We start from the raw sequence: 23669 nt of genomic DNA on the forward strand, positions 1-23669 counted from the left end.
TCGATGCGGCGGCGGTTGCCGCCCTCGCCGCTTCGCCTGCTCCCGCTTACGCCTGCTTGAGCTCCGCCGCGCGCCAGCGCGATCAGCGCTGCGCCTCAGCCGCGTTCGTTGGTGTTCTGCCGCATCCGGTATTCGGCGCTGCGTGCGTGCGCTTGCAGACCTTCGCCGTATGCCAGTTCCGCGGCAATCTCGCCGAGCGTCTGCGCACCTTCCGCGCTGACCTCGATCAGACTCGAACGCTTGAAGAAATCATAGACGCCGAGCGGCGACGAAAACCGTGCGGTACGCGACGTCGGCAGCACATGATTCGGGCCCGCGCAGTAGTCGCCGAGGCTCTCGCTCGTGTAACGGCCAAGGAAGATCGCGCCTGCGTGACGGATCTGCTGCGCCCACTGATGCGGCTCCAGCGCCGAAATTTCAAGGTGCTCCGGCGCGATGTCGTTGGCGATCGCGCAAGCCTCGGCCATGTCGCGCACCTTGATCAGCGCGCCGCGGTTTTCGAGCGACGTGCGGATCACTTCGCGGCGCGGCAGGGTGGGCAGCAGTTCCTCGATCGCTTCCTGCACGCGCGCGATGAACGCGTCGTTGGGGCACAGCAGGATCGACTGCGCGAGCTCGTCGTGCTCGGCTTGCGAAAACAGGTCCATCGCGACCCAGCGCGGGTCGGTCGTGCCGTCGCACACCACGAGGATTTCCGACGGCCCGGCGATCATGTCGATGCCGACCGTGCCGAACACGCGACGCTTCGCCGACGCGACGTACGCGTTGCCGGGGCCGCAGATCTTGTCGACCGCGGGCACAGTCTGCGTGCCGTGCGCGAGTGCAGCTACCGCCTGCGCGCCGCCGATCGTGAACACGCGATCGACGCCACCCAGCAGAGCCGCCGCGAGCACGAGCGGATTCTTCACGCCTTCCGGCGTCGGCACGACCATCACGATTTCGCGCACGCCGGCCACCCGCGCCGGTATCGCGTTCATCAGCACCGACGACGGATACGCGGCCTTGCCACCCGGCACGTAGATGCCCGCGCGATCGAGCGGCGTGACCTTCTGGCCGAGCACGGTGCCGTCGGCTTCGGTGTACTGCCAGCTATGGCTGCCGCACTCGATCTTCTGCTTCTCGTGATAGCCGCGCACGCGTGCCGCCGCCGCTTCGAGCGACGCGCGCCGCTTCGGCTCGAGACTTTCGAGCGCCGCCTCGAGTTCGGCCATCGGCAGTTCGAGCTCGGCCACGCTTTTCGCATCGACGCGATCGAAGCGATTCGTGTACTCGAGCACCGCCTCGTCGCCGCGCGCCTTCACGTCGTTCAGAATCTGCGCGACCGCGCGCTCGATGGCTTCGTCTTCGCTCGCCTCGAACGCGAGCACCGCATGCAGCGACTTGTGGAAGTCGCGAGCGGTGGAATCGAGTTTGCGAATCTTGGTAGACATACAGGTATCCGTTTCGGTAAGGCGCGCTATCAGTGCAACGTCACATTGCCATCGTCAGTCAGGCCGCCGGGGCGGCGGTTTTCGACGAAGCATTGGCAAACGCGTCGAGAATCGGCCGCAACGCGGCGCGTTTGAGCTTCAGCGCTGCCTGGTTCACGACGAGACGCGACGAAATCTGCATGATCTCCTCCACCTCGACCAGATTGTTCGCGCGCAGCGTATTGCCCGAGCTGACCAGGTCGACGATCGCGTCGGCGAGACCAACCAGCGGAGCGAGTTCCATCGAACCGTACAGCTTGATCAGATCGACGTGAACGCCCTTGGCGGCAAAATGCTCACGAGCGGTTTCAACATACTTGGTCGCGACCCGCAGACGCGCGCCCTGGCGCACCGCGTTCGCATAATCGAAACCGGCCGCGACCGCGACCGACATGCGGCAACGCGCAATGTCCAGATCCACCGGCTGATACAGGCCGCTGCCGCCATGCTCGAGCAGCACGTCCTTGCCGGCCACGCCGAAGTCGGCCGCGCCGTACTCGACATAGGTCGGCACGTCGGTCGCGCGCACGACGATCACGCGCAGGTTCGGGTCGGTGGTCGACAGAATCAGCTTGCGCGAGCTCTCCGGATCTTCCGCTACCTCGATGCCGGCCGCCGCGAGCAGCGGCAGCGTTTCCTCGAAGATACGCCCTTTCGACAACGCGAGCGTGAGCGGCGCGCTGACCGCCGGCGACGACGACGTTTGCGGCATCGAACTCATGCCCCGCTCCCGGAAACCCGGCGCACCTTCGCGCCGATCGCATTGAGCTTCGCTTCCATGCGGTCGTAGCCGCGATCGAGGTGATAGATGCGGTCGATCAGCGTCTCGCCCTCGGCGCGCAGCGCGGCGATCACAAGACTCGCGGACGCGCGCAGATCGGTGGCCATCACCTTCGCGCCGGACAGTTTTTCGACGCCGCTTACGAGCGCGGTGTTGCCGTCGATCGTGATGCTCGCGCCGAGACGGTTCAGCTCCTGGACGTGCATGAAACGGTTTTCGAAGATCGTCTCCACGACTTGCGACGTACCGTCCGCGATCGTGTTGAGCGCCATGAACTGCGCCTGCATGTCGGTCGGAAACGCCGGGTATTCGGAGGTGCGGAACGTGACCGCGCTCGGGCGCTTGTCCATGCGCACGCGCATCCAGTCGTCGCCTTCCTCGACCGTGACGCCCGCTTCGCGCAGCTTTTCGGTGACGGCTTCGAGCAGCAGCGGACGCATCTTGCGCAGCATGACGTCGCCGCCGGCCGTCGCGACCGCGCACAGGAAAGTGCCCGCTTCGATGCGGTCCGGAATCACCGTGTGCTTCGCACCGTGCAGCTTGTCGACGCCATGGATCACCAGACGGTCGGTGCCGATGCCTTCGATCTTCGCGCCCATCGCGACGAGCAGACGCGCGAGGTCGACCACTTCGGGTTCGCGCGCTGCGTTCTCGATGACCGTCTCGCCTTCGGCGAGCACCGCCGCCATCAGCAGGTTCTCGGTACCGGTCACGGTGATCATGTCGGTGACGATGCGCGCGCCCTTCAGACGCTTCGCGCGCGCCTCGATGAAGCCGTGCTCGATCGTGATCTCGGCGCCCATCGCCTGCAGACCCTTGATGTGCTGATCGACCGGACGCGCGCCGATCGCGCAGCCGCCCGGCAGCGACACGCGCGCATGACCGAAGCGCGCGACGAGCGGACCGAGCACGAGAATCGACGCGCGCATCGTCTTCACCATTTCGTACGGCGCGACGAGGTTGTCGACCTTCGACGCGTCGAGCGCGACGCGCCCTTCGCCGGCTTCGATACGCACACCCATCTGGCCGAGCAGCTTGAGCATCGTGCGCACGTCCTGCAGATCGGGCACGTTCTCCAGATGCACCGGATCGGCGCTCAGCAGAGCCGCGCACAGGATCGGCAATGCCGCGTTTTTCGCACCCGAGACGACAACTTCACCGGAGAGCGGGTAGCCACCTTCAATGATGAGTTTATCCATGCCTGTCGGTTCCTGATCGGCCCGGTTCGCGTCCGGACCTGCTTTGTCTGTGTTCGGCGCGCCGCTAGCGGTGTCGCGCCCTTCCTGAGTAATTCGCACTAAATTTCCAGATTACGCGTTCTGCCATTCGGCGGGCGTCAGCGTCTTCATGCTGAGCGCGTGGATTTCTTCGCGCATGCGGTCGCCGAGCGCCGCATACACGAGTTGGTGACGCTGGATCAGGCGCTTGCCTTCGAAGTTCGGCGAGACGATCGTCGCAAAGAAATGCTGACCGTCGCCTTCGACTTCGAGATGCTCGCACGCGAGTCCAGCTGCAATGTACTGTTTGACCTGTTCGGGAGTCGGCAACATGAGAGAAGCTCCTCGTCAGTGGCGCAGCTTGTAGCCGGTAGCGAGCATGCGCATCGCCACGGCGGCCAGCACCACGAAGAAACCGGCGACGATCGCGAGGCTCACCAGCGGGTCGATATCCGACACGCCGAAAAAACCATAGCGAAAGCCGTCGATCATGTAGAAAAACGGATTGAGCCGCGATACTTCGCGCCATACGGGCGGCAGCGTATGCGTCGAGTAGAACACGCCCGACAGGAACGTGAGCGGCATGATCAGAAAGTTCTGGAACGCGGCGAGCTGGTCGAACTTCTCGGCCCAAATGCCGGCGATCAGACCCAGCGTGCCGAGAATCGCCGAGCCGAACATCGCGAACACGATGATGTAGAGCGGCGCGGTGAAGGCGAGCGGCACGAACCAGATCGTCACGATGAACACGCCGAAGCCGACACACAGCCCGCGCGCCACGGCCGCGAGCACGTAGGCCGCGAACATCTCGTGGTGCGACAGCGGCGGCAGCAGCACGAACACGAGGTTGCCGGTGATCTTCGATTGAATCAGCGACGAAGAACTATTCGCGAACGCGTTCTGCAGCACGCTCATCATCACGAGGCCCGGAATCAGGAAGCTCGTGTATTCGACGCCCGGATAGACCTGCACGTGGCCGCGCAGCGCGTGCCCGAAGATGGTCAGGTAAAGCAGCGCGGTGATGACCGGCGCGAGCACGGTCTGGAACGACACCTTCCAGAAGCGCAGCAGTTCTTTGTAAAACAGCGTGCCAAATCCACTGTACCCGCTCATGCAAGCCCCTCGATCACTTCTGGACCGTTCATCACCTGAACGAATACGTCTTCGAGGTCGGCCTTGCGGACCTCGATTTCTTCGAATGTACAACCGGCCGCGCGACACTGCGCGAGGATGCGCTCGACGTCGTCGTAGCTCGTCAGGCGCAGCAGATGCTGGCGGCCATTGCCGTTGCCGGCGCCGCTTTCCGCCTCGAGCGGACGAAGCTCGGCGGGCAGCACGCCCCGCGCGAAGCGAACGAACAGTTGCATGCCGGCGAAACGCTGCAGCAGTGTGCTGGTGCGATCGAGCGCGACGACCTCGCCACGGCGCAGCATCGCGATGCGGTCGCACAACGATTCGGCTTCTTCCAGATAGTGCGTGGTCAGCACGATCGTGTGGCCTTCGCGATTCAGGCGCGAGATGAACTTCCACAGCGTCTGGCGCAACTCGACGTCGACACCCGCGGTCGGCTCGTCGAGCACGATCACCGGCGGGCGGTGCACGAGCGCCTGCGCGACCAGCACGCGGCGCTTCATGCCGCCCGACAGCGCGCGCATGTTGGCATCGGCCTTTTCGGTGAGATCGAGATTGGCCATGATCTCGTCGATCCACGCGTCGTTGTTGCGCAGCCCGTAGTAGCCGGACTGGATGCGCAAGGTTTCGCGCACCGTGAAGAACGGATCGAACACGAGCTCCTGCGGCACCACGCCGAGCGCGCGGCGCGCGTTGCGGAAATCGTCAACGACGTCGTGACCGCGCACCGCGATGCTGCCTTCGTCGGCGCGCGCGAGACCCGCGAGTATGCTGATGAGCGTCGTCTTGCCCGCGCCGTTCGGACCGAGCAGTCCGAAGAACTCGCCTTCTTCGACCGTGAGGCTGACGCCCTTGAGCGCCTGCAAGTCCTTGTAGCGCTTCTTGACGTTACGAATTTCTATGGCTGACATGACTATGGGCCGCGTGCGTCGCGGCGCCTGAAGTAGCCCCAATGGAGCTTGGGGACGCGCAAATGCTGGAAGAAACGGGAACCGGGGCCGATTAGGGGGCCAGTTCGACGCCCCAAAAAAACGTTTGATTATAGGGCAAAAACTGACACCCCCGGCCTGGCCGGAAGGGGGGAGACGACGCTAGAGGAGCGTCAATGTCGCGCTGACGCAACCATGCTGGAGGCGCCAGAAGAGAGAAGTGTATCGACGCCGTAGGCCTGCGCGAGACTGGCGAGCCCAGCCGGCAGATTGACGATTTCGAACTTGCCGCCGCGCGCCGCCGCGGCCCGCACCCACGCGAGCAGGACGGCGAGCGCCGACGAATCGAATTGCGTGAGCGGCGCGCAATCGACGCCGCCCGCACCCGCCGCGATGCGTTGCAGACCTGCCGCGAGCGCGGCCTTCGCGCTCGCGTGGGTCAGCGTCGTGCCGCTGTCAAAGCGGTTCGCCACCGGGTTCAGCACGTCGCTCACGACTGCTTGCCCGCGGCGAGTTGCTGATTGCGCTGCGTGAGGAACTGGATCAGTCCGTCCACGCCCTTCTGCTGGATCTGCTCGTTGAACTGCTGCTGATACGCCTGGATCAGCCACGCGCCGAGCACGTTGATGTCATACACGCGCCAGCCCTGCGCCGTCTTGTACAGGCGGTAGTCGAGTTCGATCGGCTGGCCGTTGTTCATCACGACCGAGCGCACCACCGTGTCGGTGTCGTCCGGGTTCATGCGGAACGGCTTGTACTGGATCTGCTGGTCGCGCACCTGCGCGAGCGCGCCCGCGTACGTGCGGATCAGCAGCATCTTGAACTGCTCGACCACCTGGTTCTGCTGTTCGGGCGTCGCGGTGCGCCAGTTACGGCCCATCGCGAGCTGGGTGGTGCGGCGGAAATCGGTGTACGGCAGGATCTTTTCGTTGACGAGCGCCGTGATGTGCGTGATGTCGCCCTGCTGGATCGACTTGTCGCCCCGAATCGCGTCCATCACCTGCTGGGTGACGGTCTTGATCAGCGCGTCGGGCGAGCTGGTGTCGACGGTTTGCGCCGATGCGCCCGCGCTGATGAACGAAAACAACGCGGCAAACAACGGAATCAGGAAGAATTTTTTCATATCGAGCTTTGCCTCAAAAATAATGCAACAGTTTGAATCGACCTTATCACGCGAGTTCGACGGCAATCCATGCGCAAACTGCGAGAGTCGTATCGATCTGTTACGGCTGCACGTTCAATGCAATCTTAAGGACGGGAAGTTGAAGCGCGTGGGCGGCACCAACTGACCGGCCGGAACTTGCGTTTCCGGGCCGCCTTTCAGGTCGAGAGGCGGTGTTTCGGCGCCCGACGCGGCCTCCGGTGCCGACGCGCCTTGCGGCGTGCCCACGGCCGCGCCGGATGCGGGAGCCGGCTTGGCCGGCACACCTGCCGCGCCCGTCTCGCCTTCGTCGTACTTCGGCAGCGGCGCTTCCTCGTCGTAGCTCGGCAGTTCCTGCGGCCGCCGGCGGTTATCCGACAACAGATACTGCCGGCGCTGCAGATACGCGTTACGCACGAACGAGTATTTGTCGAGCGCCGCGCCTTCCAGCAGGTTGCTCGCTCCGAGCAGGTTCGCGCGCGTGTTGACGATGTTCAGGCCATACAGCGCCCAGCTCAGGCCCGGCGGGTCGACGTAGCTGATCGGGTTCACGTAGTAGTTGCCGAGCGAGCCGACCGCATCGCGCACCGTGCTCGGCCCGAACAGCGGCAGCACCAGATAGGGGCCCGCCGGCACGCCGTAGTGGCCGAGCGTCAGACCGAGGTCGTTGTCGTGCTTCGGGAGCTTCGCGAGCGTCGCGACGTCGAACAGGCCGCCGACGCCGAACAACGTGTTGATCACGATCCGCATGATGTCGGACACGCCGTCGGCGATGCGCAGCTGCAGCAGGTTGTTCGCCGCAATATAGACGTCGCCGATGTTCGAGAAAAAGTTCGTCACGCTGTCGCGAACCGGCTGCGGCGTGACCCAAACGTAGCCCTGCGCAACCGGCTTCAGCGCGTACTGGTCGATCTTGTCGTTGACGGTGAAGATCGTACGGTTCAGCCCTTCGAACGGGTCGCCCTTGGTAGGCGTCTGCACGGTCGTGCAACCGGCGAGCAGCGCAGCCGCCACGGCGACCTTGCCGAACTGTAGGACGCGCGCGCCGCTGCGCGCGGTCTGCAGTGTCGTCTGCATCTAATTCTCCTTGTTGGCCTTACTGGCCGGCAGCGCCGGAGGCCGGCGCGCCCGGCGCCGGTGCAGGGGCGGATGCGGCGGGCTTCGCCGCGCCGGAATCCGCGGCCTTGCTATACAGGAACTGGCCGATCAGGTTTTCCAGCACGATCGCCGATTGCGTCATCGAGATCGTATCGCCGGCCTTCAGCATTTCCGAGTCGCCCCCCGGCTCGAGCCCGATGTACTGCTCGCCGAGCAGACCCGAGGTCAGGATCTTCGCCGAAGTGTCCCTCGGAAACTGATATTGCTTGTCGATATCGATCGTGACGAGCGCCTGGTAGGTGTTGCTGTCGAAGCCGATCGACGCGACCCGGCCGACCGTCACGCCGGCGCTCTTCACCGGCGCGCGTGGCTTCAGCCCGCCGATGTTGTCGAACTTCAGCTTGACCGGGTAGGTTGCCTGGAACGACAACGAGCTCATATTGCCGGCCTTCAGCGCAAGAAACAGCAACGCCACGAAACCCAGCACCACGAACAGGCCGACCCAGAAGTCGAGAACATTCTTTTTCATCGTCATCCCAAAGTGAATCCGCCGCGCCGCCGCCACCTCCCGCCGTGCGCGGCGCATCATGCACCGCCGGCAGCCGGCATGCTGCGCGGTCTTAGCTGAACATTAGCGCGGTCAGCAGGAAATCGAGCCCGAGCACCGCGAGCGACGCGTACACGACCGTGCGGGTCGTCGCGCGCGACACGCCTTCCGGCGTCGGCTTCGCCTCGTAGCCCTGAAACAGCGCGACGAAGGTCACCGCGAGGCCGAACACCACACTCTTGACGACCCCGGCGCCGACATCGCGCCACACGTCGACGCCGCTTTGCATCTGCGACCAGAACGCGCCGGCATCGACGCCGATCAGCAGCACGCCCACCACGTAACCGCCCAGAACGCCGACCGCGCTGAAGATCGCGGCGAGGATCGGCATCGACACGATGCCGGCCCACAGGCGCGGCGCGATCACGACCTTGACCGGATCGACGGCCATCATTTCCATCGCGGTGAGCTGCTCGCCCGCCTTCATCAGGCCGATTTCGGCGGTCAGCGACGTGCCCGCGCGCCCGGCAAACAGCAGCGCGGTCACGACCGGCCCGAGCTCGCGCACGAGCGACAGCGCGACCAGCAACCCGAGCGCCTGCTCGGAGCCGTAACGGTTCAGCGTGTAATAGCCCTGCAGCCCGAGCACGAAGCCGACGAACAGCCCCGACACCGCGATGATCACGAGCGAATAATTACCGACGAAGTGGATCTGCTTCGTGACAAGACGCGGGCGGCGCAGCAGCGGGAAAAATTCGAGCACGAGCCGCAGGAAGAAGCGCGTCGCGTAGCCGGCGGTGCCGAGCCCGGTGATAACCGAGCGACCGATCGTATTGATCATGACTGGCCTCCGCCGATGCCGAAGTCCGCCGCGAGCGGCGTCTGCGCCGGATAGTGGAATCTGAACGGGCCGTCCGGCGCGCCGTCGATGAACTGCCGCACGGTCGGATCGGTCGACGCGCGCAGTTCGTCGGGCGTGCCCTCGGCAAGCACACCGCCGTTGGACAGGAAGTACACGTAGTCGGCGATCGCGAATGATTCCGGCACGTCGTGCGTGACGAGAATCGACGTGGCGCCGAGCGCCCGGTTCAGCGTGCGGATCAGGTTCGCGGTGATGCCGAGCGAGATTGGGTCGAGACCGGCGAACGGCTCGTCGTACATCATCAGTTCGGGGTCGAGCGCGATTGCGCGCGCGAGCGCCACGCGCCGCGCCATGCCGCCGGAAATCTCGGACGGCAGCAGGTCGCGCGCGCCGCGCAGGCCGACCGCGTTGAGCTTCATCAGCACGAGGTCGCGCAGCAGTTCTTCAGGGAGATCGGTGTGCTCGCGTAGCGAGAAGGCGACGTTTTCGAACACCGACATGTCGGTGAACAGCGCGCCGAACTGGAACAGCATGCCCATCTTGCGGCGCAGCGCGTAAAGGCCTTCGCGCGTCTGCTCGCCGATGTCCTCGCCATGGAACAGCACCTGGCCGCGCTGGGCGCGCACGAGGCCGCCGATCAGCCGCAGCACCGTGGTCTTGCCGCAACCCGAGCCGCCCATGACCGCGACGACCTGACCGCGACGAAAGCGCAGATTCAGATTCGACAGGACGAGCCGGTCGCCGTAACCGAAGTCGACGTCGCGCAGTTCGAGTAAGGTCTCGGGATAGGAAGGCACCAAACTGACAATCCTTTTACAGGGAAGGCCGAATTATAGGGCCATCGTGCAAAAGCTGCCGTGAGGTGCCCCGTTCCTTGACTATGCCTGACGATTATTGCGTAAACGTGTGTTGCAGTGCATAAACCGCGGCGGCCGGATCGGCCGCTTCCGTCACCGCGCGCACCACGGCCGCGCAGCCGACGCCGGTCGCGAGCACGTCCGGCAGCACCTGCAGATCGATCCCGCCGATCGCGACGAGCGGCACCACGCCGTCGAGCAGCCGCACATAGCGTGCGAGGCGGCGCAAGCCCTGCGGCGCGGTCGGCATGACCTTGGTCGTGGTCGGGAACACGGCGCCCAATGCAATGTAGCTCGGCCGCAAATGCAGCGCCTTCAGCATCTCGTAGAAGCCATGAGTGGACAGGCCCAGGCGGATGCCCGCGTCGACCAGCGCGGACAGATCCGCGGTATGCACGTCTTCCTGGCCGAGGTGCACGCCGTATGCGCCCGCCTCGAGCGCCGCCTGCCAGTGATCGTTGATGAACACCTGCGCGTCGTGCGCGCGGCCGGCCGCCACGCAGCGCGCGATTTCGCGCTTCAGCTCGTCGGCGGGTTCGGCCGACTTGCGGCGCAACTGCACCGTCTTCACGCCGAAGCCGACCACCCGTTCGACCCAGTCCGCGGTCGGCAACACCGGATACAGGCCGAGCCTTGCCGGGCAGCGCGGGAACGCCTTGGCGGGTGCCGCCGGCAGGTCGGTAAGGCGCGGAAAGCGAGCGAGGTCGGCCGGGAAAGCATCGTCGGCGCGGGTCTCGTCGCCATCGCGCCACGCGAGCGCGAGCACCAGCGCGTCGTGCGGATCGAAACCGCAGTCGAGGAACGCGGCAAGCGCGGGAATCCAGTCTTCCGCCAGATGGCCTTCGAGGCCGTACTTCTCGCCGCCCAGATGCAGCGTCGCGCGGTTTTCCGCGGCGACGATCACGCCCGCACCCCGCGTCAGCCAGCGCGCGATCTGCTCGCCGTGCGGCTGTGCGTCGGCGGTCACGATCAGGTCGCCACCGTTCGGTTCGTCGGGTGCGATCAGGCAGATGCGCCACGGCGCGTGCGTCGGCGGCCAGTCGCCGAGACGTGCGCGGATGCGCTCGGCGGCTTCGATGAGTTCGTCGGCCGTCGGCCAGAACAGATCGCGGTCCTTCAGCGTCAACGACTGAGTCATGCGGCACCTCCATCCTGATGCCAGAACGGCATGCCGACCACCGGCGTGCTCGCGTGCGCGCTCTCGCGCTCGGCCATCGGGCCCGCGAGATACGCTTGCCGACCCGCCTCGACGCCCAGCGCGAACGCGCGCGCCATCGCGTCGGGGTGCGTCGCCTGCGACACGGCCGTGTTCAGCAGCACGCCGTCGAAGCCCCACTCCATCACCTGGGCCGCATGCGACGGCACGCCGAGCCCGGCGTCGACGATCAGCGGCACGTCCGGCAGCCGCTCACGCAACACGCGCAGCCCGTATGGATTGATCACGCCCTTGCCGGTGCCGATCGGCGCGCCCCACGGCATCAGCGCCTCGCAGCCGGCGTCGAGCAGACGGCGGCCGATCACCAGATCTTCGGTGCAGTACGGCAGCACCTTGAAGCCATCCTTGACGAGCCGCGCGGCGGCTTCGATCAGGCCGACCGGGTCGGGCTGCAGTGTGTAGTCGTCGCCGATCAGTTCGAGCTTGATCCACTCGGTCTCGAAGATTTCGCGCGCCATGTGCGCGGTCGTCACCGCTTCACCGACGCTCAGGCAACCCGCCGTGTTCGGCAAGAGCGGCACGCCATGGCGCTTGAGCAGATCGAAGAAGCCGGCTTCGGCGTGGCCCTCGTTCATCTGACGGCGCAGCGCGACCGTCACCATGCCGGGGCGCGCGGCGTCGATCGAATCGGACAGCGATTGCAGCGACGGATAGCGCGATGTGCCGAGCAGCACGCGGCTTGCAAAAGTTTGACCGTATAGCGTCAGCGCGTCGGCGGTCTCGTGAGAAGTCATTTGCATCATCCTGGTTTGCCCTCGCGGCTAGAACCGACCGCGTTGCGGCAATGGGTTTTCGGCGACGGTTGTTGCGTTCGGTAAGCGAGAGGCTGGCGCGGTCGCGCTCAGCCGCCCGCGACCGGCTGCACGACGTCGAGCCGGTCGCCCGTTTGCAACGCGCGCGCCGCATGCTGCGCACGCGCGACGAAATCGCCGTTGAGCGCGACCGCGAACGGCGGACGCGCGCCAAAGGCGGCGAGCGCATCGGCGACAGTCGCGCCCTCGGGCAGCGACAACGGCTTCTGATTGATATGAATGTCCATGGTGTTCGAATACGGTTCAATCGATGGCGCAAGCGGCATCGCGCGCGGCACGTTGGCCGCTACGCCCGGGCCGGCTCGCGCGCGAAATGCTGCTGGAACAGCTCGCTCCAGCGTGAGTCGCGCCGCCAGCCGGCGAATGCGTCGGCATCACCGACGCGGCCGTCGAGCAGCGCGCTCGCGAAGCGCACGGCTTCGTCGGCGACTTCGGGCGCGATCATGTAGCCGTGCCGGTACAGGCCGTTCACGCGCAGCGTGCGCGCGCCGTCCCACAGCAGCGCGGGGCGATGATCGGGCAAGGTCGGCCGGCACTGCGAATTCAGCTCGAGAATGCGCGCCTCGCCGAAGCCCGGGTGCACCGAAAACGCCGCGCTCAGCAACTCGAGCGCCGAACGCACGCTGACGGGCGACATGTCCTCGCCCTCCACCTCGGTCGCGCCGATCACGTAGAGGCCGTTCTGCTTCGGCGCGATATACAGCGGGTAACGCGGATGCAGTAGCCGCACCGGGCGCGTCAGCAGCAGGTGAGGCGCATGCACGCGCGCAACTTCGCCGCGGATGCCGCGCAGCGTCGGCAGCACCGGCTTCGCGCCGAGCCCGCGGCAATCGATGGTGATGCCGGCCTCGGGCAGCGACGCGTCGTCGATCGGCGTGTTCCAGTGCGTGTCGACGCCGCGCTCGGCAAGCCCGGCCGCGAGCGCGGACAGCACCTGGCGGTTGTCGAGCTGGCCTTCTCGCGGCAGCAGCCAGCCTTGACTGAAGCGGCCGGCCAACGCGGGTTCGGCGGCGTCGAGCTGCGCGCCCGCCAACGCGACGAAGCCGCCGTCGAGCAACTCGGCCGGCGCGTTCGCACGCACGCGCCGCTCGAATAGCGGCGCCTCGGTGCGATCCGCGTGATGCCAGACGACGAGCGTGCCGTTGCGCTGGAAAAACACCGGCTCCGGCAGTTCGGCAAGCACGCGCGGCCAGCTTTCGAGCGAACTCGCGCCAAGCCGGGTGATCAGCGGCTCGGCGCTCGCGGCCTCTGCCAGCGGCGCGAGCATCGCGGCGGCGACCCACGCGGCAGCCTGCGAACCGGCGGCATCGCCGCGCTCGTAGAGCGCCACGCGATGCCCGTCGCCAGCGAGGCGCCACGCGACCAGGCGGCCGCACAGGCCGCCGCCGAGCACGGCGAAATCGGGTCGGGCGGGACGGTTCATCGCGCGCGCTCCGTTCGACTGCGGTGGGCAAAACCAAAACGGCACGGCTCGCCCGAGGCGGCGTGACGAAGGGAAAAATGCATGTCTGAAGAATAGGCGGTCATCGAGTCCTTTCCGTACGGCCAAAACGCACGTACCCAGGACGAAACCGGCGGGTGAAGCCGGCCGGTCACGACGTGCACATGTGAGCTGCGCTCGCCGCCCGGCGGGGAATGGAAGACGGTTGCTTCCGGAAACTTCCCGCGCCGGTATTACCCGGATCGGGTGCAAAGGGTCTCTCTCAGCCTCGCCGCCCCGGCATGAAAGTCATGCCGCCTGTGGGCGAAGCACCCCTGTTTCGTCGCAGGTCATTAGACCATAAAAGGCGCGGCGCCCGCAAACCAGCGCGCCGCGGTCGCCACCCGAATTTTGATCTGGCACCGTCTATCGAGATGCCGGTGCGAAGCGGCCCGGCGCTCTGGCACAATGCCGTGACCGGTGCCGCAAAAACGCGGCGCGCGCGGCGCTCGTGGCCGCATGCGTGGCGGCGGCACCGCAGCGGATGCCGGCCCCGAAAATTAATTTTCGCTTAAGGGCGTCACGCCAGAATCGGGCGCCCGTCCGGACTCGCGTTCATCGAGCGTGATGGCGCGATGCCCGGCCAGGTATCGCAGACCCGCGGCAGCCACGCCCTCGCAAAGAGGCCTGCTGTTCGCGGGATCGCCCGACATGGGTCAACCAGATCGGACCCGTACGCCGGAATGGCACTTCGGGTCAGCACTTCATCAGGATGCTCATGACACCACATACTTCCGCCAGCCCCGCGCTGCCGCCCGACGAAAAGGTCTCCGCGTGGACCCTGATCAAGCCCTACTGGGTTTCCGAGGAACGAGGCATCGCGTGGGGGCTGCTCGTCACGATCATCGTGATGAACCTGCTCGTCGTCTGGATCAACGTGCGCCTGAATAGCTGGAGCAGGGACTTCTACAACGCGCTGCAGGCGAAGAACGTCCACGACTTCCCGCACCTGCTGATGATCTTTACCGGACTCGCGTTCGGTTTCATCATCCTCGCCGTGTATGGACGCTATCTGCGCCAGATGCTCGGCTTCCGCTGGCGCCAGTGGCTGACCACCCGCTACCTGAACGAGTGGCTCGACGACAGCGCGTTCTACCGCATCGAGCGCGACCGCCTCGCCGACAACCCCGACCAGCGGATCAGCGACGACCTGCAGTCGTTCGCGACCACCACGCTGTCGCTAACGCTCGATCTGCTGTCGACCGTCGTCACGCTCGTGTCGTTCATCACGATCCTGTGGTCGCTCGCGGGCGCGTTGAGCATCTCGCTCGGCGGCATGCCGCTGCAGATCCCCGGCTACATGGTGTGGGCCGCCGCGCTGTATGCGGTCGTCGGCTCGCTCGTCACGCAGAAGGTCGGCCATCCGCTCGTGTCGATCAACTATCAGGCGCAGAAAGTCGAGGCCGATTTCCGTTTCGGCTTGATCCGGCTGCGTGAGAACGCCGAGCAGATCGCGTTCTACAACGGCATGGAAACCGAGAAGACGAACGCGCGCACGCTGTTCGGCCGCATCCGCGACAACTGGTGGCAGGTGATGAAGTACACGAAGCGCCTGACCTTCGTGCTGAGCTTCTACGGCCAGATCGCGATCATTTTCCCGATCGTCGTCGCCTCGCCGCGCTACTTCGCGGGCGCGTTCACGTTCGGCGTGCTGATGCAGATTTCGAGCGCGTTCGGCACGGTCAGCGATTCGTTCTCGTGGTTCATCAACAGTTATACGAGCCTCGTCGAATGGCGCGCGACCGTGAACCGGTTGCGCGAATTCAAGCGCGTCGTGCATTCGCCGCGTCTGAAGGAATCGGTGTCGCCGGCCACGGAACATGGCGGCATCAATCTGCATTTCGTCGACAGCAACACGCTTACCACCGACAGCCTCCAGCTCGCGCTGCCCAATGGCAACCCACTGTCGCGCATCCGCGATATCGCGATCCGGCCGGGCTCGCGCTGGCTCGTGCGCGGTCCGTCGGGCGCCGGCAAGAGCACGCTGATGCGCGCGCTCGCGGGCCTGTGGCCGTTCGGCGACGGCTCGATCGACGCACCGGTCAACGCGCGCATGATGTTCATCCCGCAGGTCAGCTACATGCCGATCGGCACGCTGAAGGCGGCGCTCGCGTATCCGTCGGCGGCGGACACCTATGGCGACGACGAATGCCGCGACGCGCTCATCACCTGCCATCTGTCGGAATACTCGGACCGTCTGCAGGAAACGGCGCACTGGACTCGCGTGCTGTCGCCGGGTGAGCAGCAGCGCTTCGCCGCCGCGCGCGTGCTGCTGCACAAGCCGGACTACCTGTTCCTCGACGAAGCGACCAGCGCGCTCGACGCGGAAAACGAGTCGCGGCTCTATCGGCTGTTCACCGAGCGGTTGCCGAAGGCTGCGATCGTCAGCGTCGCGCATCGCGAATCGCTCGCCGCGTTCCATGACGAAACGCTCGACGTCGAGCGTTCTGTCGAAGCGGTAGCGGCGTGAGCGACGCGAGCGGCGCTCACGTCAGCGAAGCGCACGGCACCGCCGCTCGCGTCGTGCTGATCACCGGCGCCGGTTCCGGCATCGGCGCGGCGCTCGCACGGCGCCTCGCGGCGCGGCATACGTCGTTGATGCTGCACGCGCGCGGCGCAGACGACGCCTCCCGTCGACGGCTCGTGCAGGTTGCCGCCGACTGCACGGCAAGCGGCGCACACTGCGCGACCGTGTTCGGCGACCTCGCCGAGCGCGGCGCGGCGGAGCACGTGATCCATCAGACGCTGGCGAGCTTCGGCGCACTCGATCAACTGGTCGCGAACGCCGGCCATGCGCAGCGCCAAACGCTGGCCGCGCTCGATCCCGACACCTTCGGCGCCGCCTTCGCCGCGATGCCAGCAGCCTTCGCCGCGCTCGTGCGGCGCGCGATGCCCGCGCTCGAAACATCGAAGCGCGGTCGCGTGGTCGCCTTGAGTTCGTTCGTCGCGCATCGCTATCGCGCGGATGCGCCATTCGCCGCGACGGCGGCCGCGAAAGCGGCACTCGAAGCGCTTGCGAAAACGGCGGCCGCGGAGCTCGCGCCGCTCGGCGTGACCGTCAATTGCGTGGCGCCGGGCTACACGCGCAAGGATCGCGGCCCAAGCGCCGACAACGCGGCCGTGTGGGCGCACGCCGCCGAAGCCACGCCGCTCGGTCATGTTGCCGAACCGGACGACGTCGCCGCGCTGATCGCATTCCTGCTGTCCGACGCGGCACGCCACATCACCGGCCAGGTGATTCACATCGATGGCGGCTTGACGCTCGGTTAAGCCTCGCCTGCGCGCCGGCACCTCCGGGCGCAACATCCGGAAAGACACGAGAAGAATTCGAAAGCATTTGCGGAGCGCGCAAGCTGTTCCGCGCTTTGAAAATGCCTGCGAGCAGCGACGATAGTCGTACGGGCCGCGCCATGCGCCGGCCGTCGTTGATGTCAGTCACGTCTTTCATCGCAACCGCTCTTCGGACTCCTCGCCCATGTCATTCGCTCGCCGTGTTTCACCTTTGCTCCCGTCTTTGCTCCCGCGCATCGCGCTCGCCTGCGGCGCGGCGCTGCTGCTCACGAACGCCGTCGATGCCGCGCAAACGACCGGGCCGGACCAACCCGCCGATATCTGCGCGGCGCTCACGCACATCGTCGATGCGAGCGATTTCCGGCGACTGCCGGGCGAGGCCGCCGCGCAACTGCCGGGCGTCTCCCATCCCGACGATTGCCGCGCCAGCACGCACGCGTACGACTGCCACTGGCGCGCGCACTGGCAAGCCGACGGCGTCATCAACGATCCGCTCGAAGAACTCGGCGCCGACATCGCCGCCTGCTTTCCGCGCGTCGTGCACGACGTCAACACACCCGTGCGCCAGCATTTCGTCGTGACCACCGACGCCCGTCGCGTGAACGTCACCGCGAGCGTGCAAGGTCAGAACGAACTGCGACTGCGCGTGACGCGCTGAGCGCGCGGCCGAGCTGCTTTTGATGCTCCATCGCATTTCGTGACCGGGATCGGGCGCTGCCTCATGACCTCGTCGCCGACCGTGCGCGCGCCAGCGGCAACCAGGCATTCGCGCCTGTGTCTGGTCGCCTCGCTGATATGCCGGCGTCGTTGCGCCCTCGCCGCCTTCGCCGCGACGCTGACGCTCGCGCTCGACGGCTGCGCCTGGACGCTGGTCCAGGCCGCCGACGCCACCGGCTCCGTCATCCAGGCCGGCTACGCGATCGCGTCGAACTACTCGTCGCCGACCTTCGTCAACGGGCGGCCCGCGGATTTGCAGCACCTCTGCATCGAAGTGAACCCGACGGTGTCGGTCGGCGATTTCGTGCCGGCGCTGCAGCTCGCGCTCGAGCGGCGCGGTATTCGTTCGGACGTCTACAATCCGGGCACCTCGCCGGCCGGCTGCGAAGCGCGGCTCGTCTACGACGCCGCGATCGACTATGGCCGCCGCTCGTTCAGCGACGAATCGATCCAGTACCTGTCGATCATCGATCTGACGCTGATCCAGAGCGGCCGCATTCTGGTCACCGCGCGCTATCAGACCGGCGGCCTGAACACCGACCGTTTTTCGTCGGCCTCGGTCAAGCTCGGCGGGCTGATCGAGCGGATGGTGGTCGATCGGACCGATTTCCCGCGTCAAGCGCAGCAACAGCAGACCCTGCAAACCTCGCAGGCCTTCCCGCCGCCCCACTGAGTGCTCGCGGCTTTGCTTTCGCTTGCAGCGCCTTACACGGGAAAGGATTGGAAAGCGGTATACGCTTTGCGCGGCCCGTGCGCATCACTAAGATGACCTGAATGAACCAGACCATCCTGATCGTCGATGACGATCCCGTCGTACGCGAGCTCGTCAGCGAATATCTGCACGGCCGCGGCTTCAAGGTCGCCACGCTGGAAAATGGCTTGGCGTTGCAGCGCAGATTGCAGCAGGAGCGTCCCGCGCTCGTCGTGCTCGACATCATGATGCCGGAGCTCGACGGCATCAGCGCGCTGCGCGCCTTGCGTGTCGCCGGCGACGACATTCCCGTGATCCTGCTGACCGCGCGCGCCGATCCGATCGATCGCGTGATCGGCCTCGAACTCGGCGCCGACGATTATCTCGGCAAGCCTTTCGAACCGAGCGAACTCGTCGCGCGGATTCGCACCGTGCTGCGGCGTCGCGGCTCGATCGCGCCGGGCGCGCCCGAACAGCGCGCGCCCTATCATTTCGGCCGCTTCGAAGTGAACTTCCCCGCGCGCGAACTGCGCCGCGACGGCGAACGCATCACGCTGCGTTCGAGCGAATTCGCGATGCTGAAGGTGTTCGTCACGCACGCGATGACCGTGCTCACGCGTGCGCAGCTGCTCGAAAAACTGCACGGCAATAGCGAAGCGCATCGCAACCGCAGTCTCGACGTATCGATCTGGCGCTTGCGTCGATTGATCGAAGTGGACCCGTCGGAACCGCGCTACGTGCAGACGGTGTGGGGACGCGGCTACGTGTTCGTGCCGGACGGCGAGATCGGCGCGGCCGAACGCGGGCTTGCGCCGCCGCTCGGTTAGCGGCGCCTGATGGTCGAAGCCGGTTGATGCGGCCCACGCGTCGCACGTAACGCGCAGCGCGGTGTCGCGCGCACCGCGCTGACCCGGCTGACGGTCAAAACGTCAGCACACTCAGAAACATCCTCTGCAGCCAGCCCATCGTCGTCGCATCGTTGACCATGCCGAGGCCCGCCTGCTCGATGCGCGCGTTCGCGACCTTGCTCGACGCGACGTAATTGCCTGCTTCGATGTCCTTGGGATTGACGATGCCCGAGAGTCGAAGACGGTCGCGGGTCCCGCTCATCGCGATCACCTTCTCGCCTGACACGACGAGATTGCCGCCCGACACCGTGCCGATCACGGTGACGGCTAGCGTGCCCGTCATGTCGCTGATGTCGCTCAGATTGCCCTGCCCTTTTGCCCTGCCCTTTGTAGTCGGTGCTGGCAGAGCCGATGTTGAACAGTTTGGCGAGTCGCGCGGCGGCATTCGTCGATTGATCCGCGGCAGTCGAGGTGATGCTGCTCGTGCGGTTCGCCGACGCGCTCGCGCTGTTGTTGCCGCTATACGATACCGACAGCCGGATCGTCAGCACGTCGCCGACGTGCTGCGCGCGCGGCGTCTCATACAGCAGCAGCGGCGCGCCGGCCTGATAGATCGCGCCTTGCGTGTTGACGTTCAACGGCGCGGACGCGAGCGGCGGCGCCATCGGCGTTTCGACGATCGACCTGGTCTGCGCGCTCGAACAGCCCGCGAGACAGGTCGCGGCGCCGAGCACGAGGGTGAGACGTAGCGCGGTCATGCTGGCTCCGTGGCGGAAAGGATGAAAGGAGTCGAAGTGAGGCGGCCCATCCGGACACCGCCCGGTTTCGGCGTTGGGATCGCACCGGTAATCAGGGTTGCCTGGCAAACGTCAGCCCGCGTCGGCGCCGCTCGCCTGCCACTGCCGCACGACCGCTTTCATCCACGCATCCGAGCCCTTCAGCAGATACGTGAGCGTGCCGTTGCGGCTGCCGGGCAGAAAGCACAGCGTGATCGAACTCACCGCGTTCTCCCATACGTACATCGGCATCGCGCCCGGCGCCGCCGCGTTGCGGGTCGCGAGACGCGGCGGCCCGTAACGATCCTCGAGCGCGTCGCGCAGATCCTCCGCGGTCAGCTCGTCGATCACGAACGACATCTCGTAGAGACGCAGCGCGCCCTGCCCGTCGATGCGCGCGAAGCGCATCACGTGTTCGAGCGCCGGCGCACCATCGACCACGGCCTGCGACACCGCCCAGCGTTCATCATCGCGATGCGCCCAGCGGCACGCGACGCTCAGGCTATCGTGCGACTTCAGCCGCATGCCGAGCGCTCCGGCCTGCACGTCCGTCTCGCAGATCGGCACGCTGCCGACCGGCGTCGCGCGCACGGTCGAGCCCGCGCGGAATTCGTCGATCGTGATGCCGAGCGCGACGCCGCGAAACGAAAACGGCGCGTCCGGCGAGCGCCGCCGCGTGTCGGTGACGACGCTGTTCGATGCCGCGCTGGCCGCCTTCGCACTGCGCGCGACGAGCTGTGCATGCGCGGCGCACGACAGCACGCCGCCGAGCAGCATCAGTGCACCAACCATCCGGGTAAGCGTCATGATTCAATCGATCGCGGAAGCGCACATGTCGAAAGGCGTCGCCGCCGCATGGCCGACGACCGGCAGCACTTTCAGGGTCGCCGCCGTGACCCGGCACGGCAGCGCCGCGGCGCCGCAGCCGCCGAGCGGCAACAGCAGCGCGCCGGCAACGAGCCACGCCACGGCGCGCCGCCGCTGCTCAGTAGTTCTGGATAACGGCACGCGGACCTCGCCGATTCACGCAGTCGTGTTGAGCAGATGGCCGATGAGCCCCGTGCCCGGCGCAGGCAGTGCAGGCTTCCCGAGCCCGGCGCTCTGCTGCGATTTCGCCGCTTCGCCCGTGGAGTTTGAACTGGCGGATTTCTCCGTGGCCGGCTTATTCGCCAGCGAGGAGAAAGGCGTGGAACTGAGCGTATTGTGGATCGTCATGATGGACCTCGCGAAGGTGCGCATTGCGCACCGGTGTCGGTTGAACGCCACGCGCCGTCGTCCGAGGCAGCGGGCCTCGTTCGGCGTGCGGCGCGACTTGCTGCGGAACGAATCATCGCGCCGCGCGGGTGCCGACGATGGGCGAAGCAAAGCACGCTTTCGCGCGGTTGTTACGATCAGTTCCGTGGGCTTGCGAGGGCTTTCGAGTGCTTGCCAACCGTTGTCATCGCGTGCCTGTCGTCGCGCAGAGCCGGATCAGGCAGTGCTAAAGTAAGCGCTGCACCTTCGCTGATCCGCCCCGGCGCGAGCCCGCCAGCACCGAGCGGCACACAGTAAGCGTTGGTAAGGAAATGCCCGGTCGCGCGTCTGGCGGGCCAGTCTAGAATTTCGCCATGAATCCACAGGTCCTTATCGTCGACGACGATCCGGTCGTACGCGATCTGCTTTGCAAATTTCTGCAGTCGAACGGCTTCGATGCGTCCGTGCTGCATGACGGCACCCATTTGCAGCGTCGTCTCGAGCGTGAGCGGCCGTCGGTCGTCGTGCTCGACATCATGATGCCGAACACCGACGGCCTGCGCGCGCTCACCGCGTTGCGCGCCGCCGGCGACGACATCCCGGTGATCTTCGTGACCGCGCGCGGCACGGTGGCCGACCGCATCGTCGGCCTGTCGCTCGGCGCGGACGACTATCTGACCAAGCCGTTCGATCCGCGCGAACTGCTCGTGCGGATCCAGACCGTGTTGCGCCGGCGCGGGCCGTCCACCACGAGCGCGCCCGAAGCACGCAAGCGCTATCGCTTCGGTCCATTCGAACTGGACTTCGCCACGCGCTCGCTGAGCCGCGACGACGCCAAGCTGCCGCTGCGCGACAGCGAATTCGCGCTGCTGAAGATCTTCGTCAACAATCCGTACAAGGTGCTGTCGCGCGTGCTGATTCACGATCTCGTGCATCGCGACAACCTCGCGTTCCGCGACCGTAGCCTCGACGTACCGATCTGGCGCCTGCGCCGCGTGATCGAAGACGACCCGTCGAACCCGTGCTACGTGCAAACGGTGCGCGGCAAGGGCTACGTGTTCGTGCCCGACGCCAACGGCGCGCCCTTCGAGGACGGGGCCGCCCCGAGCGCATGAGAAATCCGCTGAACACGCTGTTCGGCAGAATGGCGTTGCTGTCGGCGGCGGTGCTGTTCGCGATTCAGGCGAGCTGGTTCGTGCTGGTGACGATGCAGCCGCCGCGCCATGAAATCGACGGCTTCGCGCGCGGCATTCTGCTCGTGCTGCAGGCGATCAACGGCGAGCCGATCAAGGGCGCCGCGCTCGCGCCGGCGATGCGCGTGCATCTGGTGCCCACCTGGAACATGCCGACCAGCGTGCATCTGCGCGAGCCGCACGAGCATATGGTGGTCGAACTGAGCCGGCACCTGCGTGAGAACCTGCCGGCCGGCACGCAGATCGCCGTCGACGATCTGCGTCCGCCGCAACTGTGGGTGCTGGTCCCGGGCAAGTCGAACTGGGTCGTCGTGCCGGTCGACCTGCCGCCGCCGCCGCGCTTTCTGATCGAATCGGTGTCGATGCTGGTCGCCGGGCTGATCCTGTCGTTGTTCGCGGTGTGGCAGATGCAACGGCCGTTGTCGCGCGTGGCCGATGCGTCGCGGGCGTTCGGCTCGGGCGGCCGGCCCCAACCCCTGCCGGTGCAGGGCCCGCGCGAGTTGCGTGAGCTGATCGGCTCATTCAACGACATGATGCGGCGCCTGAACGAAGCCGGCGACGACCAGGCGGTGATGCTCGCCGGCGTCGCGCACGATCTGAAGGCGCCGCTCACGCGCCTGAAGCTGCGCGCAAGCGTGCTGGTCGACGAAAACGAGCGCGCGGGCCTGATCCGCGACGTCGATTCCCTGACCAACATCGTCCAGCAGTTCCTCGAATTCGCGGGCCAATCGGCGGACGCCGGACCGCCCGTCGAAGTCGACGAGTTCTTGCGCGAGCAGTTTTCCTCGGGCGATTACGCGGAGGCCGCTGAAACCGCCGAAGCGGCGGACCCCGCCGAAACCCCGCTGTTCGCGCTCGATCTGCGCGCCGGCCCCTCGTTCACGCTGCCGCGCACGCTGCTCGACCGGCTCGTGACGAACCTCGTCGACAACGCGCTCGAACACGGCATGCCGCCCGTGGAAATCTCGACCGCGTGCAGCGACCGTCATTGGACGATCAGCGTGCGCGACCACGGCGCCGGCATTCCCGACGACCGCATTGCCGCGGCGATGAAGCCGTTCGTGCGGCTCGACGCCGCGCGCGGCGGCGAAGGCCATTGCGGGCTCGGTCTCGCGATCGTCGCGCGGCTCGCGCACGATCGCGGTGGACGCTGCCTCGTGCGCAATCACGCGCAGGGGGGGGCTCGAAGTGCGGATCGAATTGCCGGTGGAGCCGGCGCTGTCGTAAGGATGATCGCAGGCAAACGCGGCGCGGACCGGACACTTACCTGCCCTTACCGCATCGACTGTCGCGCGGGGTGCGGCCTTATAGTCACCCCCGGCAACCTCGATGCAGCCCTTCCCGGTCCGCCCGCACCTCTGCGGCGGACTTTTTTTTGCG

25 protein-coding genes, 2 pseudogenes and 1 riboswitch are annotated in these 23669 nt (G+C 66.4%); of the genes and pseudogenes, 7 read left to right on the forward strand and 20 right to left on the reverse strand.

The genetic code is table 11. From position 1 onward, the window contains the following. Window positions 1-95: 95 nt before the first annotated feature. The 16 genes from hisD to F6X37_RS23405 form a co-directional block, all read right to left on the reverse strand. Complete coding sequence (gene hisD / locus F6X37_RS23330) at window positions 96-1430, reverse strand: histidinol dehydrogenase (protein WP_187612911.1); 1335 nt, start codon at window positions 1428-1430, stop codon at window positions 96-98. Window positions 1431-1488: 58 nt separating this feature from the next. Then, entirely contained in the window at window positions 1489-2190 is a 702-nt protein-coding gene (gene hisG, locus F6X37_RS23335) for an ATP phosphoribosyltransferase (RefSeq protein WP_187612912.1), read from the reverse strand. Further along, entirely contained in the window at window positions 2187-3449 is a 1263-nt protein-coding gene (murA, locus tag F6X37_RS23340) for a UDP-N-acetylglucosamine 1-carboxyvinyltransferase (RefSeq protein ID WP_187612913.1), read from the reverse strand. Before murA ends, hisG begins: the two co-directional genes overlap by 4 nt. Window positions 3450-3560: 111 nt before the next feature. Beyond that, window positions 3561-3800 (reverse strand): BolA family protein, encoded by a 240-nt coding sequence (locus F6X37_RS23345; RefSeq protein WP_008918725.1) that lies wholly within the window; start codon window positions 3798-3800, stop codon window positions 3561-3563. A 15-nt stretch (window positions 3801-3815) separates the two neighbouring features. Continuing rightward, window positions 3816-4580, reverse strand: a complete 765-nt coding sequence (locus F6X37_RS23350) for an ABC transporter permease (protein WP_187612914.1) — start codon at window positions 4578-4580, stop codon at window positions 3816-3818. Next, on the reverse strand, window positions 4577-5509 hold the full coding sequence (locus F6X37_RS23355) for an ABC transporter ATP-binding protein (RefSeq protein WP_187612915.1): 933 nt from the start codon (window positions 5507-5509) through the stop codon (window positions 4577-4579). The genes F6X37_RS23350 and F6X37_RS23355 overlap by 4 nt, the downstream gene beginning before the upstream one ends. 191 nt (window positions 5510-5700) lie before the next feature. Beyond that, window positions 5701-6021 carry a lipid asymmetry maintenance protein MlaB gene (locus F6X37_RS23360; protein WP_090802102.1) on the reverse strand — a complete coding sequence of 107 codons (321 nt, stop codon included), beginning with the start codon at window positions 6019-6021 and terminating at the stop codon, window positions 5701-5703. After that, window positions 6018-6650, reverse strand: a complete 633-nt coding sequence (locus tag F6X37_RS23365) for a phospholipid-binding protein MlaC (RefSeq protein WP_187612916.1) — start codon at window positions 6648-6650, stop codon at window positions 6018-6020. The genes F6X37_RS23360 and F6X37_RS23365 overlap by 4 nt, the downstream gene beginning before the upstream one ends. 114 nt (window positions 6651-6764) lie before the next feature. Beyond that, window positions 6765-7745: a VacJ family lipoprotein gene (locus F6X37_RS23370; protein WP_187612917.1), complete on the reverse strand. Its 981-nt coding sequence runs from the start codon at window positions 7743-7745 to the stop codon at window positions 6765-6767. 19 nt (window positions 7746-7764) lie between these two features. After that, entirely contained in the window at window positions 7765-8295 is a 531-nt protein-coding gene (gene mlaD, locus F6X37_RS23375) for an outer membrane lipid asymmetry maintenance protein MlaD (RefSeq protein WP_187612918.1), read from the reverse strand. 91 nt (window positions 8296-8386) lie between these two features. Continuing rightward, entirely contained in the window at window positions 8387-9154 is a 768-nt protein-coding gene (gene mlaE / locus F6X37_RS23380; RefSeq protein ID WP_187612919.1) for a lipid asymmetry maintenance ABC transporter permease subunit MlaE, read from the reverse strand. Next, window positions 9151-9975 (reverse strand): ABC transporter ATP-binding protein, encoded by an 825-nt coding sequence (locus tag F6X37_RS23385; protein ID WP_018420056.1) that lies wholly within the window; start codon window positions 9973-9975, stop codon window positions 9151-9153. The genes mlaE and F6X37_RS23385 overlap by 4 nt, the downstream gene beginning before the upstream one ends. A 91-nt stretch (window positions 9976-10066) precedes the next feature. Further along, window positions 10067-11170, reverse strand: coding sequence for a thiamine phosphate synthase (thiE, locus tag F6X37_RS23390; RefSeq protein WP_187612920.1), 1104 nt, complete (start codon window positions 11168-11170; stop codon window positions 10067-10069). Further along, window positions 11167-11982: a thiazole synthase gene (locus F6X37_RS23395; protein WP_090805494.1), complete on the reverse strand. Its 816-nt coding sequence runs from the start codon at window positions 11980-11982 to the stop codon at window positions 11167-11169. Before F6X37_RS23395 ends, thiE begins: the two co-directional genes overlap by 4 nt. A gap of 107 nt (window positions 11983-12089) precedes the next feature. Further along, window positions 12090-12287, reverse strand: coding sequence for a sulfur carrier protein ThiS (gene thiS / locus F6X37_RS23400; protein ID WP_026225709.1), 198 nt, complete (start codon window positions 12285-12287; stop codon window positions 12090-12092). 59 nt (window positions 12288-12346) lie between these two features. Continuing rightward, a complete protein-coding gene (locus F6X37_RS23405) occupies window positions 12347-13483 on the reverse strand; it encodes an FAD-dependent oxidoreductase (protein ID WP_187612921.1) in 1137 nt (378 codons plus the stop codon). A gap of 220 nt (window positions 13484-13703) precedes the next feature. Then, a riboswitch (TPP riboswitch) is annotated at window positions 13704-13827 on the reverse strand. A 431-nt stretch (window positions 13828-14258) separates the two neighbouring features. On the opposite strand from F6X37_RS23405, the gene F6X37_RS23410 reads away from it, so the two are divergent. From F6X37_RS23410 to F6X37_RS23430, 5 genes are all read left to right on the forward strand, one after another. Beyond that, a complete protein-coding gene (locus F6X37_RS23410) occupies window positions 14259-16010 on the forward strand; it encodes an ABC transporter ATP-binding protein/permease (RefSeq protein WP_187612922.1) in 1752 nt (583 codons plus the stop codon). After that, window positions 16007-16810 (forward strand): SDR family NAD(P)-dependent oxidoreductase, encoded by an 804-nt coding sequence (locus F6X37_RS23415; RefSeq protein WP_187612923.1) that lies wholly within the window; start codon window positions 16007-16009, stop codon window positions 16808-16810. Before F6X37_RS23410 ends, F6X37_RS23415 begins: the two co-directional genes overlap by 4 nt. Before the next feature lie 205 nt (window positions 16811-17015). Continuing rightward, window positions 17016-17489 (forward strand): hypothetical protein, encoded by a 474-nt coding sequence (locus F6X37_RS23420; protein ID WP_187612924.1) that lies wholly within the window; start codon window positions 17016-17018, stop codon window positions 17487-17489. 63 nt (window positions 17490-17552) lie between these two features. After that, window positions 17553-18221, forward strand: coding sequence for a hypothetical protein (locus tag F6X37_RS23425; protein ID WP_187612925.1), 669 nt, complete (start codon window positions 17553-17555; stop codon window positions 18219-18221). 101 nt (window positions 18222-18322) lie between these two features. Then, window positions 18323-19066, forward strand: coding sequence for a response regulator (locus F6X37_RS23430; protein ID WP_184035709.1), 744 nt, complete (start codon window positions 18323-18325; stop codon window positions 19064-19066). 94 nt (window positions 19067-19160) lie between these two features. On the opposite strand, the pseudogene F6X37_RS23435 reads toward F6X37_RS23430, so the two are convergent. From F6X37_RS23435 to F6X37_RS37670, 4 genes and pseudogenes are all read right to left on the reverse strand, one after another. Further along, window positions 19161-19845, reverse strand: a pseudogene (locus F6X37_RS23435) (flagellar basal body L-ring protein FlgH). Between the two features lie 111 nt (window positions 19846-19956). Next, window positions 19957-20670, reverse strand: coding sequence for a hypothetical protein (locus F6X37_RS23440; protein ID WP_187612926.1), 714 nt, complete (start codon window positions 20668-20670; stop codon window positions 19957-19959). 3 nt (window positions 20671-20673) lie between these two features. Beyond that, the gene (locus F6X37_RS37665) at window positions 20674-20871 is read right to left on the reverse strand and encodes a DUF6726 family protein (RefSeq protein ID WP_184070632.1); all 198 of its coding nucleotides are present in this window, start codon (window positions 20869-20871) and stop codon (window positions 20674-20676) included. 15 nt (window positions 20872-20886) lie between these two features. Then, complete coding sequence (locus tag F6X37_RS37670) at window positions 20887-21078, reverse strand: hypothetical protein (protein WP_316251993.1); 192 nt, start codon at window positions 21076-21078, stop codon at window positions 20887-20889. 392 nt (window positions 21079-21470) lie between these two features. Here F6X37_RS37670 and F6X37_RS23450 point away from each other — a divergent pair, with 392 nt between their 5' ends. Next, window positions 21471-22211 (forward strand): response regulator, encoded by a 741-nt coding sequence (locus tag F6X37_RS23450; RefSeq protein ID WP_184065535.1) that lies wholly within the window; start codon window positions 21471-21473, stop codon window positions 22209-22211. Further along, window positions 22208-23516, forward strand: a pseudogene (locus tag F6X37_RS23455) (ATP-binding protein). The gene F6X37_RS23450 and the pseudogene F6X37_RS23455 overlap by 4 nt, the downstream one beginning before the upstream one ends. Window positions 23517-23669: the final 153 nt, after the last annotated feature.

Source organism: Paraburkholderia sp. 31.1, from assembly GCF_014397645.1.
GTDB lineage: Bacteria > Pseudomonadota > Gammaproteobacteria > Burkholderiales > Burkholderiaceae > Paraburkholderia > Paraburkholderia tuberum.

Bases quoted from the DNA above. Each gene is read 5' to 3' on its own strand.
- F6X37_RS23430 (WP_184035709.1), top strand. From the start codon at position 18,323: ATGAACCAGACCATCCTGATCGTCGATGACGATCCCGTCGTACGCGAG.
- F6X37_RS23425 (WP_187612925.1), top strand. From the start codon at position 17,553: ATGACCTCGTCGCCGACCGTGCGCGCGCCAGCGGCAACCAGGCATTCG.
- F6X37_RS23395 (WP_090805494.1), bottom strand. From the start codon at position 11,982: ATGACTTCTCACGAGACCGCCGACGCGCTGACGCTATACGGTCAAACT.
- F6X37_RS23440 (WP_187612926.1), bottom strand. From the start codon at position 20,670: ATGACGCTTACCCGGATGGTTGGTGCACTGATGCTGCTCGGCGGCGTG.
- murA (WP_187612913.1), bottom strand. From the start codon at position 3,449: ATGGATAAACTCATCATTGAAGGTGGCTACCCGCTCTCCGGTGAAGTT.
- hisD (WP_187612911.1), bottom strand. From the start codon at position 1,430: ATGTCTACCAAGATTCGCAAACTCGATTCCACCGCTCGCGACTTCCAC.
- thiS (WP_026225709.1), bottom strand. From the start codon at position 12,287: ATGGACATTCATATCAATCAGAAGCCGTTGTCGCTGCCCGAGGGCGCG.
- F6X37_RS23365 (WP_187612916.1), bottom strand. From the start codon at position 6,650: ATGAAAAAATTCTTCCTGATTCCGTTGTTTGCCGCGTTGTTTTCGTTC.
- thiE (WP_187612920.1), bottom strand. From the start codon at position 11,170: ATGACTCAGTCGTTGACGCTGAAGGACCGCGATCTGTTCTGGCCGACG.
- F6X37_RS23410 (WP_187612922.1), top strand. From the start codon at position 14,259: ATGACACCACATACTTCCGCCAGCCCCGCGCTGCCGCCCGACGAAAAG.
- mlaD (WP_187612918.1), bottom strand. From the start codon at position 8,295: ATGAAAAAGAATGTTCTCGACTTCTGGGTCGGCCTGTTCGTGGTGCTG.
- F6X37_RS23370 (WP_187612917.1), bottom strand. From the start codon at position 7,745: ATGCAGACGACACTGCAGACCGCGCGCAGCGGCGCGCGCGTCCTACAG.
- F6X37_RS23350 (WP_187612914.1), bottom strand. From the start codon at position 4,580: ATGAGCGGGTACAGTGGATTTGGCACGCTGTTTTACAAAGAACTGCTG.
- mlaE (WP_187612919.1), bottom strand. From the start codon at position 9,154: ATGATCAATACGATCGGTCGCTCGGTTATCACCGGGCTCGGCACCGCC.
- F6X37_RS23355 (WP_187612915.1), bottom strand. From the start codon at position 5,509: ATGTCAGCCATAGAAATTCGTAACGTCAAGAAGCGCTACAAGGACTTG.
- F6X37_RS23345 (WP_008918725.1), bottom strand. From the start codon at position 3,800: ATGTTGCCGACTCCCGAACAGGTCAAACAGTACATTGCAGCTGGACTC.
- F6X37_RS23420 (WP_187612924.1), top strand. From the start codon at position 17,016: ATGTCATTCGCTCGCCGTGTTTCACCTTTGCTCCCGTCTTTGCTCCCG.
- F6X37_RS23405 (WP_187612921.1), bottom strand. From the start codon at position 13,483: ATGAACCGTCCCGCCCGACCCGATTTCGCCGTGCTCGGCGGCGGCCTG.
- F6X37_RS37670 (WP_316251993.1), bottom strand. From the start codon at position 21,078: ATGACGATCCACAATACGCTCAGTTCCACGCCTTTCTCCTCGCTGGCG.
- hisG (WP_187612912.1), bottom strand. From the start codon at position 2,190: ATGAGTTCGATGCCGCAAACGTCGTCGTCGCCGGCGGTCAGCGCGCCG.
- F6X37_RS23450 (WP_184065535.1), top strand. From the start codon at position 21,471: ATGAATCCACAGGTCCTTATCGTCGACGACGATCCGGTCGTACGCGAT.